General features: G+C 65.0%; 11 protein-coding genes. 3 read left to right on the top strand and 8 right to left on the bottom strand.

What is annotated here, in order from left to right; genetic code table 11:
- Positions 1-28: 28 nt before the first annotated feature.
- Complete coding sequence (locus FFS30_RS06385) at positions 29-415, bottom strand: helix-turn-helix domain-containing protein (protein ID WP_137912231.1); 387 nt, start codon at positions 413-415, stop codon at positions 29-31.
- Between the two features lie 207 nt (positions 416-622).
- Here FFS30_RS06385 and FFS30_RS06380 point away from each other — a divergent pair, with 207 nt between their 5' ends.
- The 3 genes from FFS30_RS06380 (at position 623) to FFS30_RS06370 (ending at position 3003) form a co-directional block, all read left to right on the top strand.
- The gene (locus tag FFS30_RS06380) at positions 623-1033 is read left to right on the top strand and encodes a hypothetical protein (RefSeq protein WP_137912230.1); all 411 of its coding nucleotides are present in this window, start codon (positions 623-625) and stop codon (positions 1031-1033) included.
- A gap of 162 nt (positions 1034-1195) precedes the next feature.
- On the top strand, positions 1196-1780 hold the full coding sequence (locus FFS30_RS06375; protein ID WP_137912229.1) for a PH domain-containing protein: 585 nt from the start codon (positions 1196-1198) through the stop codon (positions 1778-1780).
- 587 nt (positions 1781-2367) lie between these two features.
- Positions 2368-3003, top strand: a complete 636-nt coding sequence (locus tag FFS30_RS06370) for a class I SAM-dependent methyltransferase (RefSeq protein ID WP_137912228.1) — start codon at positions 2368-2370, stop codon at positions 3001-3003.
- A gap of 360 nt (positions 3004-3363) precedes the next feature.
- Here the strand turns inward: FFS30_RS06370 and FFS30_RS06365 are convergent, their stop codons facing one another.
- The 7 genes from FFS30_RS06365 to FFS30_RS06335 all read right to left on the bottom strand — a co-directional run bounded on the left by FFS30_RS06365 (position 3364) and on the right by FFS30_RS06335 (position 17825).
- Positions 3364-3723 (bottom strand): hypothetical protein, encoded by a 360-nt coding sequence (locus FFS30_RS06365; protein ID WP_137912227.1) that lies wholly within the window; start codon positions 3721-3723, stop codon positions 3364-3366.
- Positions 3724-3868: 145 nt separating this feature from the next.
- Complete coding sequence (gene putA / locus FFS30_RS06360; protein WP_137912611.1) at positions 3869-7006, bottom strand: bifunctional proline dehydrogenase/L-glutamate gamma-semialdehyde dehydrogenase PutA; 3138 nt, start codon at positions 7004-7006, stop codon at positions 3869-3871.
- A 189-nt stretch (positions 7007-7195) separates the two neighbouring features.
- Positions 7196-8056: a hypothetical protein gene (locus FFS30_RS06355; protein WP_137912226.1), complete on the bottom strand. Its 861-nt coding sequence runs from the start codon at positions 8054-8056 to the stop codon at positions 7196-7198.
- Positions 8049-9719 carry a hydantoinase B/oxoprolinase family protein gene (locus FFS30_RS06350; RefSeq protein ID WP_137912225.1) on the bottom strand — a complete coding sequence of 557 codons (1671 nt, stop codon included), beginning with the start codon at positions 9717-9719 and terminating at the stop codon, positions 8049-8051. The genes FFS30_RS06355 and FFS30_RS06350 overlap by 8 nt, the downstream gene beginning before the upstream one ends.
- Complete coding sequence (locus FFS30_RS06345) at positions 9716-11824, bottom strand: hydantoinase/oxoprolinase family protein (RefSeq protein WP_137912224.1); 2109 nt, start codon at positions 11822-11824, stop codon at positions 9716-9718. The genes FFS30_RS06350 and FFS30_RS06345 overlap by 4 nt, the downstream gene beginning before the upstream one ends.
- A 58-nt stretch (positions 11825-11882) precedes the next feature.
- Entirely contained in the window at positions 11883-14123 is a 2241-nt protein-coding gene (locus FFS30_RS06340) for a TonB-dependent receptor (protein WP_137912223.1), read from the bottom strand.
- Positions 14124-15128: 1005 nt separating this feature from the next.
- Positions 15129-17825 carry a LuxR C-terminal-related transcriptional regulator gene (locus tag FFS30_RS06335; protein ID WP_137912222.1) on the bottom strand — a complete coding sequence of 899 codons (2697 nt, stop codon included), beginning with the start codon at positions 17823-17825 and terminating at the stop codon, positions 15129-15131.
- Between the last annotated feature and the right edge of the window lie 167 nt (positions 17826-17992).

Raw genomic sequence — 17992 nt, 5'->3', positions numbered from 1 at the left:
CCGGGATCTCCCGGTCTTTTTTTGCCGCTCAGATCTTCGGCTGACGTACGGCGCCTGACGCCAGGGCCTCGAGAAAATCGAGCAGGCCGCTGCGCTGTTTCGTCGAGAGCGAATCGAACAGGCTGAGCAGGCGCTGCTGCTGCCGCGACAGGCCAGGATAGTCCGCCGGTTCCTCGGCGACGGCGAGGATGGGCGCGCCCTGCACCTTCGGCCCGCGTCCCGTCGTCAGATATTCGAACGCCATCCCGCTGCGGCGGGCCAGGGCGATAAGGTTTTCCACGCTCGGCGCAGTGCCGCGCGTCATCTCCCATTGCGCGACCGCGCTGCGGCTGACTTCGAGTTCGCCGGCAAGCTCTTCCTGCGAAAGGTCGACCAGCTTCCTGGCTTCCCGCACGCGCTGATAGAGCTTGCTCATTCCCTTCGCACCTTCATGCGAAGGCTATATAGACGCTTTGTTCCGCAGTCGTTGTTCGTGTGACTTGCATCACAACAATTGTTAGTGATACTATCTATGCACTCGCAACGAAGGGGGCCGGGAATGTCGCAGAGTTCGACATACGGCGCGGACCGAGTAGGGGAAATTTCCTGGCCGGAGTCCGCCGCCGCGAAAACGAGACGGAGCGTGGCGTTTTCTGCTCGCCGTGCGCATCTATCCGGCGCCGACACGAAAGGGCTGCTGCAGTGCGACGCCGAGGCCGTTGAGGCGAATCCGTCAATCGCGATCCGTTTGGATCGTGCTGCTTCAGCACAGCGTGCGCTTCGCGTTGAGACGACATGCGTCTCCGGTATCCGCAACAACATCGGCAGTCTCGATCGGAGCTTTGCCGGCGAAAGCGCACAGCCATACCTGTCCGATGCCGGCAAGTTGAAAAACTGCATGGATTCGTATCGACCGGATCGAGGCAAACGAGGGGCGCTCGCGACCGCCGAATGGGCGCTCGACGGCCCATGCAATATCGCCTACCTCGCGATATTGCGACAAGGAGCAAAAGCGGCGATTGCATCACGCGGCGAGGAGCGGCTCGGTCGCTGAAGGGACGTGTACGCGGCCGAGCGCCTGGGAAAAATCGTCAGATGCGGGCAAGCAAGGCATTGCTTGTTTGGGGGTGGCGTCGGCTAGCGACAGCAAACAAACGCGGAGCGGGATAACCGCTCGACGTCGGAGGAACTGGATGATGAATGCGGAGGAGCATTTATGTTTTCGGTGAACTACGGAACGACAGTCCGATTGACCACGCTCATCGTCGGCGTGCTCCTGCTCGGAATGATGATCTACGGCGTGGCGAAGTATCGAAACGGCCTGCCTTTCTTCATCGGCATGGTGGTGTTTCCGCTTTGCACACTCGGGCTCTGCGCGCTTTTCGCGGTCCAGGGCTATGAAATCAGGAATGGCGCGCTCTATGTCGTACGCCCGATCGGCAGGCTGCTCGTCACTGACCGTATCGAAAGTGCCGTCAGTGACGACAAAGCGATGGCCGGCGCGACGCGCACCTGGGGCAATGCCGGACTGTTTTCGATCAGCGGCTGGTTCCACCAGCCCGATTATGGAAAGACGCGCGTCTGGGTGACCGACACCTCGAAGCTCGTCGTCGTCCGCGGCGCGAACGTCACCGCGGTGATTTCGCCTACCGAGCGCAGATCCTTTCTGGATGAGGTGCGGCTCGCTGAGCAGACTCCATCTTGTCTGAGGCCGACTACTTGGTCTTGCTCGGGCGCCGGACTACACGCGCCGAGACTGCATACCGAAAGAAAATCCACCGGTGAAGAGGCGCCAGCGTGACGAAAGGTAAGAGCAAGCTCGCGGTGCCGTGGGACGATTTTTCTTATCCGCCCCGGTGTGGGCAGATGACCGATTCGATGCGTCTATTTGTTGCGTGACTTCCTTTTCGAGCATTGGATGGGTGGGTTGCACGATGGACATGGAAAGGCCGGAAGCGAGTGCGACTGACTGCATTTGACGTTGGAGCGTGGAGGGTAGGCGATTCGCCCCGCCTCAAGGATGGGGCGGGGCGAATCGATTTCCTGCGCGACCAGATGCGCAATGGCCTCGTCCATGAGTCGATGGACTCGCTGGTTGCATTCCTCTACGCACGGCGCGCGGCGATGGAAGCCGACGCATGGCGCGGCTACGTTGCCGACGTCTTGCTACGGCATCCGATCCGGGAATTGCTACATCGGGACCCGCTCACGTCTCGCGCGTTTGCCAAGCCGCAGGGCTACGCCGGCGATGCCACGTCGATCGACATGATCTATACGATGAAATACGCGGCCGGTGTTGTCGACACGATCGGCGATGCCGCGTTCCGCTACAACGTCGACAGTCCTTCGGCGCGATCGATTCGAAATTGTCGGCGACGCCTCGCCGCGTTGATCGACGAGACGGTACGCGAGCGCAGCGATGCGCGCGTGCTTGCACTCGGCGCAGGCCATCTGCGCGAGATCGAACTGATGCGGACGCTCGGCACCGCGTTCGTCGGGGAGATCGTCGCGGTAGAGCAGGACGAGGATGCCCTTGCCGTCATCGAGTACGCCTATGCTGCACGCGGCGTGCGCAAGCTCTATGTTCCGACCGGGCGGCTGCTGGCAGGCAATCACGGCTTGAGCGGGTTCGATCTGGTCTACGCCGCGACGATGTTCAATCATCTTGCGCAGCCGTCAGCCGCGACGCTCTGCGAGCAGATGTTTGCGATGCTCAATCCAGGCGGCCGCATGCTCGTCGCCAACTTCGTGCCGGACATTGCCGATGCTGGCTATCTCGAAAGTTACATGGCCTGGCAGCGAATCTATCGCGACGAGCGCGAAATGCGCACGCTCATCGACGGCATACCGCGTGAACAGGTCGCCGACGCCGACCTGGCGTTCGACGGCGCCCGTAACATGATCTATCTGCTGGTTGAGCGCCAGGGCGCAGAGGAACTCGCCGAGTCCCGGCAGGAGCGCCTGCGCGAACGGCGCATCGCCTGCCGGAACGAGCTGCTGCGGCGAATTACTCGCCGAGCGTGAGCCACGCCGCTCATGTGTGTCTGAAATCGGATTGGACGGATCAAGTATCGTGGAGCGACGAGGGGGCGTAGATCTAACTCACGGTTTGGTTGGATCGCCGAGCACCCAATCGACTTCGATAGCACCCAGTGCAACCGCCGAACTCGTCGACTGCGTTGCTGGCAGTACATCATCACGATTTCTGAAGGGGGATCGCCAGGGCCTGCACAAAATGCCTGTACAAGTCGTACACGCGTAATACACGCCCCGCGGAAAAGTTGCACGGTCTACGGACCGTATACCGTGCAGCAGTATCTCTTTGAAATATTGGCGGAATGAGAGGCTAGGCTGCTTCTCAAAGATTCATTCCGTCGAATGAAATCAATAGTTAATTGTTGAAATTTGCTCCATTCCGGCGCTGTCGCAGAATCCTGTCCCGGCGATGGTGAAACTCTTGTTTCCGTTCCTTATGCTCTTCAACGTCGAATAGAGAGCTGCTCGAGTGGCTTCGCTCTGCGTGATCGACGTTACATAAAGATGTTGATAAGTCGTCGCGCAGGATGCAGTTGTCGCCGTAGGAATGGTGATGGTTACGCGGAGTGTCCCATCGGAGTCTGGACTCACATAAAGAACAGAGATCTGATTGCCGGTGCCGGTAAATGAGGATGCATGCGCAAGCATAGGCAAGCTGGATGCAAACATAAGAATTCCGCTGAGCTTTGCTAAGAATTTCATTTTCATAACAATCCTGCTCCTGTGGCTTGAATTATGACGCGATTCTCTCGGGGCGGTCTGGAATGGCCCAGTCAGAACTATTTGCTGCGAATCTACGAGAAGACCTTTCTATTATCAATCACTATTTATCGCAATGAAGTGACGTCGCCAGTTACTCGCCGAGCGTGAGCAGCGACGCGTTTCCGCCCGCCGCGGTCGTGTTGATCGTCAGCGTGCGCTCGGTGACGAAGCGCGTCAGATAGTGCGGGCCGCCGGCTTTCGGGCCGGTGCCCGAGAGGCCTTCGCCGCCGAACGGCTGCACGCCGACGACCGCGCCGATCTGGTTGCGGTTGACGTAGCAGTTGCCGACCTTGGCGCGCTGGGCGATGTGGGCGATCGTCGAATCGATGCGGCTGTGGATGCCGAGGGTGAGGCCGAAGCCGGTCGCGTTGATCGCGTCGATGACCTGGTCGAGCTGGTCGGACTTCCAGCGGATGACGTGCAGGATCGGGCCGAACACTTCCTTGGTCAGCTGCGACAGCGACTTGAGTTCGTAGGCGCGCGGCGCGAGGAAGGTGCCGTTCTGCGCCTCGGCGGGCAGCGCGACCTGCTTGATGAGTTTCGCCTCTTGGTCCATGCGCGCGGCATGGTCGGCGAGGTTCTTGCGCGAGGGCTCGTCGATCACCGGGCCGACGTCGGTCGAAAGCAGGCCGGGATCGCCGACCTTGAGTTCGTCCATCGCGCCGGCGAGCATGTGGATCACCTTGTCGGCGATGTCTTCCTGCACGAACAGCACGCGTGCGGCCGAGCAGCGCTGGCCGGCGGAGTCGAACGCGGAGGCGACGACGTCCTTGACCAATTGTTCCGGCAGCGCCGAGGAGTCGGCGATCAGCGCGTTCTGGCCGCCGGTCTCGGCGATCAGCGCGGCGATCTGTGCGTTGCGCGCGGCGAGCGTACGGTTGATCGTCCACGCGGTTTCGGTCGAGCCGGTCATGCATACGCCGGCGATATCGGGTTTTGTCAGCAGCGCGTTGCCGATCATCGAGCCGCGGCCGGGCAGGAACTGCAGCACGCCTTCGGGCACGCCGGCTTCGTGCAGCAGCTTCACGGCGGCATGGCCGATCAGCACGGTCTGGTCGGCGGGTTTCGCGATCACGGCGTTGCCCGTGGCGAGCGCCGCGGCGACCTGGCCGGTGAAGATCGCCAGCGGGAAGTTCCACGGGCTGATGCAGACGAACACGCCGCGGCCGTGCAGCGAAAGCTGGTTCGATTCGCCGGTCGGTCCCGGCAGATTCTCGGGCTGGAACAGCTTGCGCGCGATCGCCGCGTAGTAGCGGCACATGTCGGCGGCTTCGCGCACTTCGGAGATCGCTGCGGGCAGGGTCTTGCCGGCTTCGCGCACGAGCAGGGCGACGAAGCTGGCGCGGCGCTGCTCGAGCAGGTCGGCGGCGTGTTCGAGGATCTTCGCACGCGAGGCGGCCGGCAGCGCGTCCCACGCGGGCTGCGCGGCGACGGCGTTGACCAGCGAGCGGTCGATCGTGGCCGCGTCGGCGTGCTGCATCGTGCCGATCTTCTGGCGCCGGTCGGCCGGGTTGGTCACGTCCTGCAGCGGCTCGGCGGATTTCGCGCCGGGCACGAGCGGGGTCGCGTTCCAGTCTGCTCTCGCCGTGCCGACCGCGTCGGCCAATGCCTTCAATTCGTTGTCGTTGCCGAAGTTCACGCCCATGGAATTTTTCCGTTGTTCGCCGAAAAGACCGATCGGCTGAGGGATGCGAGGATGCGGTTTGCTGGCGAAGCCACGCACGACGTCGACCGGGTCGGCGACCAGGTCTTTGATCGGCGTCGACTCGTCGACGATGCGGTTCACGAACGAGGTGTTCGCGCCGTTTTCGAGCAGGCGGCGCACGAGATAAGGCAGCAGGTCTTCGTGCGAGCCGACCGGCGCGTAGACGCGGCACGGCACATTGAGGTTGTTCTCGCCGATCACCTCGTTGTAGAGGTCGGCGCCCATGCCGTGCAGGCGCTGGAACTCGAACGGGCGGCCCTGCGCGATATGGTGGATCGCCGCGATCGTGTGCGCGTTGTGCGTGGCGAAGGCCGGATAGAACGCGGCCTGGCCGTGCTCGAACAGGCGCTTGGCGCAGGCGAGGTAGGAGACGTCGGTGTTGGGCTTGCGCGTGTACACCGGATAGCCGGCGTGGCCGCCTTCCTGTGCGCGCTTGATTTCCGAATCCCAGTAGGCGCCCTTGACCAGACGCACGCAAAAACGCTTGCCGGATTTTTTCGCCTGCTCGGCGAGCCAGTCGATCACGAACGGCGCGCGTTTCTGGTAGGCCTGCACGGCGAGGCCGAAGCCCTGATAGCCGTCGAGCGAGGGATCGGCGTGCACCGCGGCGATCAGGTCGAGCGAAAGTTCGAGGCGGTCGGCTTCCTCGGCGTCGACGGTCAGGCAGATGCCCTGTGCCTTGGCGAGCTGGGCGAGCGCGAGCAGCTTCGGCGCGAGTTCGGCATGCACGCGCGCGCGCTTGGCGACTTCGTAGCGCGGATGCAGCGCCGAGAGCTTGATCGAGATCGACGGCGCGTCGAGGATGTCCTTGAACGGACCGCGCGCGCCGAGCGCCTTGATCGCGTCGACATAGGCGCGGTAGTAGCGCTCGCCGTCGGGCGTGGTCAGCGCGCCTTCGCCGAGCATGTCGTAGGAATAGCGGTAGGCGCGGTTTTCCTTTTCCTGGGCGCGGTCGAGGCCTTCCTTAATCGTGCGGCCCATGACGAACTGGTGGCCCATGATGCGCATCGCCTGGCGCACGGCGAGGCGGATCACCGGCTCGCCGGCGCGGCCGACGAGGCGTTTGAGCGCGCCGGTGAAATTGTGCTGGGTTTCTTCGGCCAGCGAGATGAACTTGCCGGTCAGCATCAGGCCCCAGGTGCCGGCGTTGACGAACAGCGAGTCGCTCTTGCCGAGATGCGCTTCCCAGTTCGCTTCGCCGAGCTTGTCGGAGATGAGCTTGTCGGCGGTGTCCTTGTCCGGAATGCGCAGCAGCGCTTCGGCGACGCACATCAGCAGCACGCCTTCCTCGGAGGAAAGATCGTACTGGCGCATGAACGCTTCGACCGCCGTGGCGTCCTGCGCCTTGGCGCGCACGCGTGCGACGAGTTCGGTCGCGCGCGCGAGCACGAGATCGCGCTCGGCGGCCGGCAGCGCGGCCTGGCCGAGCAGTTCGTTCATCGCTTCGGTTTCGTCGCGGCAGTAAGCCGCGGTCATCAGCGCGTGCGCCGCATCGGGCGCGGGCGGCAGTTCGGGACTCAGGATTTCGCTCACAGGCGGATCACGAAGACAGAGACAGGGTTGCGCATTCTAGCAGCGCGCGGCAATGCGGGAAGGCCGCGCTCGGTGCCACTTTGCGGCAACCGGATGGCGCAGCTTCGCGCGTGAAAAAGAGCGCCGCGCGCTGCAAGAACCGGTGTCGGATCCGGATTCCCGCAGCGCACGGCGGCCCGGTCAAACCCGGTTGAAGCGCAGGCCTTCGGCGCGTGTCTGCAGCCAGCGTTCGGCGTACGTGGTGCCGGCGCTGTTCAATTCGAGCAGGACCAGTTCATCGCGCTCGCGGTCGAGCCAGCCGGAGAGACTGATCGCGCGCGTTCCGGTGGCGATGCCGAGCGTGACCGCCTGCCGTGGCAAGCCGGCGGCGGGTGCTTCGTTGTCGGTCAGGCCGACCAGATGGTCGGTCGCGCCGTCATGCGCGCTGAAAGTACCGTCGATGTCGCCTTGCGCGTCGATGCTCAATTGCAGGCGCAGGCCCCCTGGCGCGGTGCAGGCCCAGGCGCCGTTCAAGGGGTTGGAGGCATCCGCTGCGGCGCGATCGACGGCGGCAGCGGCGATGTCGAGCGCGCCTTCGGTGGCAACTTCGAAGTGCAGCTTGTCGACGTGAAACCCCGCGGCCGGACCGCGATCGCCCTCGGTGCTCACGACCAGATTGTGCAGCACGAGCAGGCGCAGGCCCTGCGGCGTTTGCAGAATCTGCCCGCCCATGCCGGACACCCAGTGTCGGCCGTCGTCGTCATGGCTGCCGAGCGCGCGCCAACTGATGGACAGGGCGATGCCGCGCCCCTTCGCTTCGTCGGCCGCGGCGGCGATACACCCGCGCACGCGATATTCGCCGCTGGCGCCGGTATGCGAACGGTAAACGCCGCGCAGGTGGCTTGCGCTCGGGTCGCCGGCCAGCAGGCCGGCGCGCTCGCGATGGACCGAACGGTAAATGCCTTGCAAGTTACCGTCGGTCTCTGCGCACAGGCGCATCAACGAATCGTATTCGTTGCGCCAGAGCGCTTCGGTGATCGGTGCCGCATCGATGCTAGCCATAGATTTCCGCTGCGCGTTCGCGGCTGACGTAGCCGTTCTTGATGTCGTCCTCGACCGCGGCGCGCGGACGTTTCTTCGGATCGCCGTAGCCGCCGCCGTTCGCGGTGACGACGCGGATCACGTCGTCGCGGTTGACCGTCAGCGCGGTGACCACGGCGAGATCGCGTGTTTCGCCGTTGGCGCGGATCACGCGGATGTAGTTCGCCGAACCCTCGCTGCCGCCGTGCATCGCCCACGGGCGGTGCTTGTTGCGCGAATACGCGGCGGTGAGGAAACAGTTGTCGCTGCGCACGCGGTATTCGAGCACGATGCCTTTGCCACCGCGATGCTCGCCCTCGCCGCCGGGCTCGTCGTTGAGGGCGATGCGATCGACGTAGAGGCCGTAGCGCGTCTCGGCGATCTCGGCGGGGCAGTTGAAGGTTTCGCCGTGCATCGCGCTGAATACGGCGCTGTTGCCGTCGCCGTGCGCCGATGCGCCCCAGCCGCCGACTTCGGGCTCGACGATGGTGAAATGGCGGCCCGTGTCCGGGTGCACGCCGCCGATCACCGTGCCGCAGATGCTGGAGAAGTGTCCGCTCGGCAGGCGCTCGCCGAGATGCGCGGCGAGGCAGCGCCAGAGCAGGTCGTACAGACGCATGCCGACTTCGTAGTAGATGCCGACGGCGGCCGGTGCCTGCGCATCGAACACGCTGCCGGGCCGCGTGAGCATGCGGATCGGGCGGAATGAACCGCCGTTGCTGACGCCGCGCGGGTCGGTGATGTTCTTGAAGATCATCTGCACGGAAACCAGGCTGTCGTCGCCGCTACAGTTGTTCGGCCCCGCGTCCTGGTCGGGGTTGTCGCGCAGGTCGACGACGAAGGCGTCGTCGCTGATCTCGATCGTTGCTTTGTAGACGACGCCGGAATCCTGCTCTTCTTCGATGGTGAAGCGGCCCTTCGGCAGCGCACGCAGACCGGCGCGCGCGACCTGTTCGCCGTAGTCCATGAAATGCTTCATCGCGGCGACGAAGATCGGCTTGCCGTATTTGGCGACGAGTTCCTCGATGCGCTTGGCGCCGATGCGCGCGGCGGCGACGCCGGCCCAGAGGTCGCCTTCGAGGAAGTCGGGCAGGCGGCTGTTGATGCGGATGATGTCGAGCACCGGGCGGAGCGGCTGGCCGCGCGCGATCAGCTTGACCGCGGGCAGGCGCAGGCCTTCCTGAAAGATCTCCTTCGCGTCCGGCGAGAACGAGCCCGGGAAGGCGCCGCCGACGTCGTTCCAATGCGCGATGTTCGCGGTCCAGGCGACGATGTCGCCGTCGGCGAACACCGGCATCAACAGGATGTTGTCGTTGAGATGAGTGACGCCGCCGTAGTAAGGATCGTTGGTGATGAACACGTCGCCCGGTTCGATGTCGCCGGGCTTCGCGTGCAACTGCAGAATGCGCTTGACCGCCTTGTCGAGCACGCCGACGAAACCGGGGATGCCGGCGCCGCTCGAAGCGAGATTGCCGGCGCCGTCGGTGATGCCGGTGCCCATGTCGAGCACTTCGTAGATGATCGCGCTCATCGCGGTCTTGCGCAGCGCGGCGAACATTTCGTCGGAGATCGCCTGCAGCGAACTCTGGATGATTTCGAGCGTGATCGAATCGGCGGCGCTCAGCGTCGTGGTCGCGTCGTTCATGGCTGGACTCCTTGCGTGGCGGCGCCGTCGGTGCCGAGGTCGATGATGACGTTGCCGTAGTCGTCGATGCGTACCCGGTTGCCCGGATGGATCAGGATCGTGGTGCCCGAGGTCTCGATCACCGCGGGGCCGGCGAAGCGCATGCCGGCTTCGAGCAAAGCGCCGTCATAGATGTCGGCGGCGTGGACGCCCTGCGTCGCGTAGTCGACCTCGCGGCGTCCCTTGAGCGTTGCTTCGAGCGTGCGTCCGCTTGTCGGCAGTTTGGCCGGCTGCAGCTTGCCGACGTCGGCGAGGGCGACGAGATGCAGGCCGACGAACTCGATCGCGGCGTCGAGACGGTAGGTGTACTCGCGTTCGTAGGCTTCGTGGAAGGCGCTCGCGATCGCCGCGATCGTCTGCGCGTCGAGCGCGCCGTCGGGCAGCGCAACTTCGACGTGGTGCTCCTGATTTTCGTAGCGCAGCTTGGCATAGCGCAGGAACTTCACGCGCTCGGGCGCGATGCCTTCGGCGCCGAACTGTTCGAGTGCGTTCGCCGCGGTCTCGCCGAGCAGGCCGTCGATCGTGCCGGCATGACTTGCGTCGAGCGTGGTGAGGCGGCTGAGGAAATAGTCGCGGCGCAGTTCGCTCATGAGCATGCCCCAGGCGCTGAACACGTCCGCCGCGCGCGGGATGACGACGCGGCGCATGTTCAGCTCGGTGGCGAGCGCGACCGCGTGCATCGGGCCGCCGCCGCCGAAGGCGACGAGCGTGAAATCGCGCGGATCGTGGCCGCGGTTCATCGACACGAGCTTGAGCGCGTTGACCATGTTGTGGTTGGCGATGCGCACGATACCGCGCGCGACTTCGACCGGGCTCATGCCGAGCCCTTGCGCGAGCGGGGCGAGCGCACGCTCGACCGCGCCGAGGTCGGCCTCGATCGCGCCGCCGCAGAAATACTCGGGATTGATCCGGCGCAGAGCGAGGTTGGCGTCGGTCGTCGTCGCCTGCGTGCCGCCGCGGCCGTACGCCGCCGGGCCGGGCGTCGAGCCGGCCGACTTCGGGCCGACGTGCAGTTTGCCGAACTCGTCGATCCAGGCGATGCTGCCGCCGCCGTTGCCGATCTCGACCAGATCGACGACCGGCACCATGATCGGATAGCCCGCGCTCGTCGCGCTGCGCTCGATCCAGTAGTCGGTCATGATGCGCACCTGCCCGTTCTCGATCAGGCTGCACTTGGCCGTGGTGCCGCCGATGTCGAGAGCGAGGATGTTCGGCTCGCCGATCAGGCGGCCAAGTTCGGCGGCGCCCCAGAAGCCGCTCGCCGGCCCCGATTCGACCATCGTGATCGGAATGCGGCTGGCGCGCTCGATCGAGTCGACGCCGCAGTTGGACTGCATCACGTAAAGCTGGCCGGCAAGGCCTTCCTCGCTCAGACCGCGCTTCAAGCCGGCGAGATAACGCTCGGCAATCGGCTGCACGAAAGCCGAGAGCACCGCGGTGTTGCTGCGTTCGTACTCGCGCCATTCGCGCGTGATCTGGTGCGAGGCGACCACGCTGACTTCGGGCCAGAGGCGTTGCACTTCGTCGAGCACGCGCGCTTCGTGCGCGGGATTGGCGTAAGCGTGGAGCAGGCAGATTGCGACCGCGGCGACGCCTTCGCGGCGGAAGTCGGCGACGATCGCGGGCAGCACCGACAGGTCGAGCGCGGCACGTTCCTCGCCGTTCGGGCCGATGCGCCCCGGCACTTCGCGGCGCAGGTGGCGCGGCACGAACGTCTCCGGCTTGCGATAGCCGAGATTGAAGAAGTCGGGACGATTGCCGCGCGCGATTTCGAGCGTGTCGCGGAATCCCTCGGTCGTGATCAAGGCGACCTTGACGCCCTTGCGTTCGGTCAGCGCGTTGATGACGACCGTGGTGCCGTGGGCGAGGAAGGCGACCTCGCGCACCGGCACCTTGGCGCGAGCGATAACGTCGAGCACGCCGCGTTCGAAGTTCGGCGGCGTGGTGTCGGCCTTGGCCGTAACCACCTGCTGGTGGCCGCTGACGGGGTCGGTGCGGAAATAGACGAGGTCGGTGAACGTGCCGCCGACATCGGTGGCGACACGGATCGTATTGATTGCGGACATGGGGATTCCGTTCGGGAGGCGTGACGTCCCGCGCTGCGCGCGGGACGCCGGGCGCGCATTAAAAGTAGTTGTAGCGGAAGTCGACGCCGAACGTGCGCGGAATGCCGATCTGGGCGAATCCGCCGAGCACGTATTCGGCGTTGTACTTGGTGTTGGTCGCGTTCTTCGCCCACAGGCCGGCGCTCCAGGTGCCGTCGTGCGACTCCACGCCGACGCGCAGATTGAGCAGGCCGAACGCGTCGCGCGAACGCGTATTGCCAGGGTCCCAGTACTGCTGGCCGATGCGTTGGTAATCGACGCGTACGAGGCCGTTGAGCGCTGCGCTGAGCCGCGGCGTGTACTGCATGCCGACGTTCGACGTGTAGCGCGGCACGTACGGCGCGCTGTTGCCGGCGTCGGCCGGGGCGAGGGTGAAGCGCTTCACCTCGCTGAGCGTGTAGCCGTAGCCGCCGTAGACGGTGAGGTCTTCGCGCAAACGATACTTCGCGTTGATCTCGTAGCCGTCGAGCTTGGCCTTGTCGATATTGGTCAGCACTTGCGCGCCGAGCTGGCCGACGAAGACGAAATACAGCATGTTGTTCACTTCGGTGTGGAACACGCTGCCGTCGATCTGCAGGCGGCCGTCGTCGAAGCGGCTCTTGAAACCGGCTTCGAGACTCTTCGCCGATTCGGGCTGATACAGGTCGGTGACGCCGACCAGTCCGACCGAGGCCGCGGCGGCGCCCGTGCCGCTCTGGTTGAAGCCGCCGCTGCGAAAACCTTCGCCGTAGCTGGCATAGAGACGCAGATCGTCGTTCGCCTTCCAGGTCAGGGTCAGCTTCGGCTGCCACTTGTCGAACGTCGCGCTGCGCACCTGGCCCGAATACGGATCGAACGACGGCGGTGCCGCATTCTTCTGCGTGTGCTCTTCGCGGTCGTAACGCAGCGCGAAGGCCAGTTCGAGGCGTTCGGTCAAATCGTAATCGGCCTGGCCGAACACGGCGCTGGCCTTCTGCTGGTTGTGGTCGGCGGCGAAATAACTGGTCGGATTGATCGTGTTCGGCCCGAACGGTTCCTCCTTGACCGGCAGAATGCCGAGACCGAGATCGATGCCGGTCGTCGACGACAGATAGCGGCGACCGTAGAGATAGTAGGCGCCGGCAATCCAGCGCAGGCGCTGGTCGGACGGCGAGGTCAGGCGCAGCTCGAACTGCGTCGCATTGGTCGACAGATACTGCGTCTGCGTGCCGTCGGTGCCGGGGCCGAACGGCGAGTTCGACGAGATCGCCGGCGAATACGGAAACTGGTCGCCCGAATAAAACTCGTTGATGTGGTCGTAGCCGACGATGCCGGTCAGTGTCGCGAACGGCAGCTTGTAGTCGGCCTTGACCGAGAAATGATCGAGCACGCGCTTGTCGTAGCCGCGGTTGTTCGCATTGATCGGAATCGAGGTGTTGTTCGGATCGTCGACGCCGTATAGTGGCTGGAACACGTAGTTGAGTGCGCCGCCCGTGGTGCGCGAACTGCTCAGTTGCGTGTCGATGCTGAGCTCGTCGCTGAGGTCGGCGATGACGCGCGCGCGGAAGTTGCGGTCGCGCTCGTAGTCGACCTTCTTGTCGAGATAGACGTTGTTGATCAGGCCGTCGAAGTTGCTCGCCGAGCCGGCGAAGAGATAGCGCACCTTGCCGTCGCCGATCGGGCCGCTGACGCTGAACATCGAATCGATCAGGCCGCCGTTGCCGACGCCGGCCTTGAACGACGCCGCGAACGTGTCGCCCGGCGGCTTGGTCGTGATCAGGATCGCGCCGCCCTCGGCGTTGCGTCCGTAGAGCGCGCCCTGCGGCCCCTTGAGCACTTCGATCGAATCGAGGTCGTAAAGCTGCTGGTTGAACTGGTTCGGGCTGATTTGCTGCACGCCGTCGATCACAGTCGCGACCGGCGGCTCGCCGTTGCGCACCTGAGTGATGCCGCGGATGGTGAGGAAGCTCGTGCCCGAGTTCTGCGCCTGCACCATGCTCACGTTCGAAGTGAGCTGGACGAAATCGGCCGGCGTGTCGATGCTCGCGCGTTCGATCTCCTTGGCGGTGAACGCGGTGATCGCGATCGGCACGTCCTGCAGCGACTCGCTGCGCTGGCGCGCGGTCACGGTGATCTGTTCGAGAGTGGATTTGTCCTTGGTCTCGTTCGCCGCGGCGGCGGAGGCCGCGGCATTCGTTCCGGCGTCGGATGCGGTCTGCTGGGCGAAGGCACCGCCCGCCGCGAGGGCAAGGGCAACCGACATGCTCAACCGCGCGGGCGTCAAACGGGGGCTAGCGCTCATGAAAGACTCGTAGGCGGAAAACGGACGATTCCGTCGCTGAGCAGAATGATGACAGGGGTGTTGCGCTGTCCATCGGTGGCGCGGGTGGGCGCGGTGGAAAGCGCGTGCGGGGTTAACCCGATTGGGTGGAAATTGCGGGTTTTGTCGTCGTTCGTTGTTATCGCGCGGTCGCGCGGCAGGACTCGCTGTTGCTCGTCATTCCGGCGGAAGCCGGAATCCAGCTTTTACTTTGCTCGTCATTCCCGCGTGCTTCTGGCGGGAATGCAGTGACTTTGCTTTTGGTTGTGTTGGTTTAAGAGCAAAGGCTTCCACTCGCCCTACGGGCGAGCGGGTTACTTTTCTTCTACAGCGAAGAAAAGTAACCAAAAGACGCCGCCCCAGAACATTGCGCCCTATGGGCATCCTGCCCATAGGGTCCGCGTCAGCGGCCGGGTTCCGCTAATTGCACATCCGTGTGCAATAGCGGAATGCGCGCGATCCATCGCGCGCACCCTGCGGGCCTTATCGTCCGCTGGCGCCGCAATGTAATTGGGACCCGGGAGCCGGAGCAGCGCGCATCGTGCGCGCCGAAGCAAGAGCTACCTTCGTAGGCCGCGGCTTTTGATCTGTCTTTTGATCTCGGGTCCCCGTCAGCCGCGGCGAGGGCATGACGGATTCGCCCATAGGGTCGCGCGCAGGATGCGCGAGTTCGCGAATGGACACGGATGTCCATCGAGCGAACCCCGGCATGCCATCGCGAACCGGTAGCGCGTAGCGCGAAGGGCGCGGCTCCCGGGGCGGCGTTTCTTTGGTTACTTTCTTGTCGCTGTAGACAAGAAAGTGACCCGCTCGCCCGCAGGGCGAGTGGAAGCTTTTGCTCTGAAACCAACAAAAAAAGCGAAGTCACTGGATCCCCGCCAAGAGCATGCGGGGATAACGAGCAGAGCCAAGAGCTGGATTCCTGCTTGACCAGCCCTTCGGCTGTTGAGAACCGCAGGAATGACGAGCAAAAAAAGCAAGAACGACCTAGGCGGTATCGAGCGGCAACGCCAGCCGCTGCGCCGCCGCCAGCGCCGCAACGCGCGAATCGACGCCGAGCTTGCGATAAATCTGCTTCAAGTGAAATTTCACCGTGTTCTCGGACAGCCCGAGCAGGCGCCCGATGGCCTTGTTCGAGCGGCCACGATGGAGTTCGCGCAGCACGTCGAGTTCGCGGCTGCTGAGTACGCCGGCGTCGTCGGCCTGCTGCGTGCGCAGTTCGCGCTGCACGCGCAGCAGGAAGGCGCGCTGCGCGCCGAGCGGCGGCAGGGCGCGCGCGTCGTTGAGCGCTTCGCGGATCAGTGCGTCGGCCGACGGCGGCAGGTTGAAGAACAGGCGCACGGCGTCGACGCCGCCGGCGAAGTCGAGCGCGCGGGCGAGGCGCGCGACCGCACCTTGTGCGTCGCCTTGCGCCTTGAGTGCGAGTGCGGCGAGCACGTCGAGATTCGCCGCGTCCGCGCGCCGCCCTTGCGCGGCGCAGACGGCGATCTCGCGTTCGCTCCATTGCAGTGCGCGCGCGTGTTGCCCGCAGGCGAGGGCCAGCTTCACCGCAGTCACCGTCCACGCGTAGCGCTCGCGCCAGTTGACGCGCGCGTCGGTGCGCAGGCGTGGCTCTTCGAGTGCGGCGCCGGCCGGTTCGAGCGCGGCGGCCGGCGCGGCTTTGCCGCTGTCGAGTTCGACCTGCCAGGCGTCGACGAGGCGTTCGAGTTCGCGCAGTCCGCGCAGGCGCGCATTGGTGCGGGCACGCTGCAGCATGGCGCGCCCGGCTTCGGCGCCGCTCTGCGAGTAGGCCATGCGCACCGCGGTTTCGTAGGCGAGTGCGTAGATGTCGAACCAGCCGTCCTGGCGCTCGATCGTGGCGAGCGAGGCGTCGACCAGCGCGCTCGCTTCGGCGAGCCGGTTGCGCTGATAGAGCAGCGGCGCGAGCAGGCTGCAGGCGACGGCCTTGAGCATGCTGTCCTTGCCGAAATTCGCTTCGGCCAGGTCGAGCGACTGGCGGTATATGGTTTCGGCCGCGGCCCATTCGCCGCGGCAGTAGAGACTTTCGCCGAGATGGAACAGGCAATAGGTCGTGCCGACGACGCAGTTGCCGGCCTGCATGTTGGCGACGCCGTCGCGGCTATAGCGTTCGGCGCGGTCGAACTCGGCGAGTGCGATCGAATCGATCGCGTTGACAGCCTCGGCGGTGGCGCGCGTGACGTGGTCGTCGGCAGCGAGCGAGGCGATGAAATCGTCGATTTCCGCGCGCCGCTCGGGTTTGCCGGTTTCGTCGAGGTAGCCGATCCACAAGGCGTGGATGACGGTGTAGCTGTTGCGCTGTTCGGCATTCAGCACGGCGATGCGCGGGCCGACGCTTTCCAGGCAGCGGCGCACGTTCGACCATTCGCCGCGCTTGATGTCGAGATACGCCTGCAGCACCAGCAGCAGCGGATCGTTTTCGAGCGTGTCGCGCGGAAACAGCTTGAGCAGGTTGCTGACGAAACCGAGACCGTGGGTCATGATCAGCTGCCAACTGCGCGCCTTTTCGACGAGGGCGAGCGCATGCGCGGTCTCGCCCGCGCGCAGGGCCTGGCGCACGGCGTCGAGCAGGTCGCCGTGCCGGCGCAGCCAGTTCGACGCGCGCATCTGCAGTGCCGCAGTGCGTTCGGGATGGGCGAGGCCGAGGCGGCAGCGCAGGAAGTCGCCGAACAGCGGATGGAAGCGGAACCAGTCGCGCTCACGGCCGAGCGGAATCAGCAGGGCGTCGAGATGGGCGAGGCGTTCGAGCAGCGCCGCGCTGTCGTTGCGCGCGCGCGCCTCGTCCATCATCGGCGCGCAGAAGCGGTCGAAGACCGCGGCGTCCATGAGGAACTCCTGCAGATCCAGCGGCAGGTCGCGCAACACCTGTTCGCTCAAATAGTCGGCGATCTCGCCGCTGCGTCCGGCGAATTCGGGCAGGGTGTGCTCGCGCCCGCGCCGCATCCAGATGCGCGCGAGCTGCGAGACCACGGCCCAGCCTTCGCTGCGCGCGTAGAGCAGGGCGTGCTCTTCGGGCGCGAGCATGCCAGAGAACAGCGCTGCCGATTCCTGTTGAGTGAACATGAGGTCGGCTGCGCCGATGGTCTGCACGAGGCCGCGCGCAATCAGCGCGGAAAGGTGGATCGACGGGCGATCGCGCGAGCTGATCGCCAGATGCAGGTTGCGCCCGCCGCGGCGCAGCAGGGTTTCCACGACTTCGGCCGCGGCCGGCGAATGGGCGAGCTGGTAGTCGTCGAGAATCAGCACGACCGCCGCGCGGTGCGCGGCGATGCGGCTGATCAGGCCGAGCAGGGTGGCCTTGGTCGATGATTCGAGCAGCCCGTTCTCGGCGATCGTCTCGAGCGCGCCGACGTCGAGGCCGGCGCGGTGCAGCGAAAGGATGATGTTGGCGATCAGCCGCGCCGGCTCGGCATCGTCCTCGTCGAGCGTCAGCCAGGCCGCGACGACGCCGGATTCGGACTGCAGATCGAGCCACCACTGCGCGAGCAAGGTGGTCTTGCCGAAGCCCGGCGGCGAAACCAGCAAGGTCAGCGCGTGATCGCGCCAGCCCTTCAGCCGCGCGAGCAGGGCCTCGCGCGTGGCCAGGGCGACGCGTTGGCTCGGCGGCTCGAGCTTGCCGACGAGAAGAATGCTCGATGCGAGCGTTTTGGCGGAGTCGGACGACACCTGGAAAAAACCGATGGACAGTCTGGGCGTGACACTCCATCTTGCATGCGCCGGAGCAATCAGGGAAGTCTCGTCGGTTTGCTAGCTCGATCGGGTAGGTGCGCCGCGACGGCTTCGTGCATGACCTACCCATGCGCAGACTTGGCACCGCCGTCATGCCCGACTAG

This window comes from Rudaea sp. 3F27F6 (assembly GCF_005503555.1).
GTDB lineage: Bacteria > Pseudomonadota > Gammaproteobacteria > Xanthomonadales > Rhodanobacteraceae > Rudaea.
This window is presented reverse-complemented; position numbering and strand designations above follow the sequence as displayed.

Excerpts from the sequence above, each read along its gene's own strand:
- FFS30_RS06385 (WP_137912231.1), bottom strand. The coding sequence starts at position 415 with ATGAGCAAGCTCTATCAGCGCGTGCGGGAAGCCAGGAAGCTGGTCGAC.
- FFS30_RS06375 (WP_137912229.1), top strand. The coding sequence starts at position 1,196 with ATGTTTTCGGTGAACTACGGAACGACAGTCCGATTGACCACGCTCATC.
- FFS30_RS06365 (WP_137912227.1), bottom strand. The coding sequence starts at position 3,723 with ATGAAAATGAAATTCTTAGCAAAGCTCAGCGGAATTCTTATGTTTGCA.
- FFS30_RS06355 (WP_137912226.1), bottom strand. The coding sequence starts at position 8,056 with ATGGCTAGCATCGATGCGGCACCGATCACCGAAGCGCTCTGGCGCAAC.
- FFS30_RS06350 (WP_137912225.1), bottom strand. The coding sequence starts at position 9,719 with ATGAACGACGCGACCACGACGCTGAGCGCCGCCGATTCGATCACGCTC.
- FFS30_RS06345 (WP_137912224.1), bottom strand. The coding sequence starts at position 11,824 with ATGTCCGCAATCAATACGATCCGTGTCGCCACCGATGTCGGCGGCACG.
- FFS30_RS06340 (WP_137912223.1), bottom strand. The coding sequence starts at position 14,123 with ATGAGCGCTAGCCCCCGTTTGACGCCCGCGCGGTTGAGCATGTCGGTT.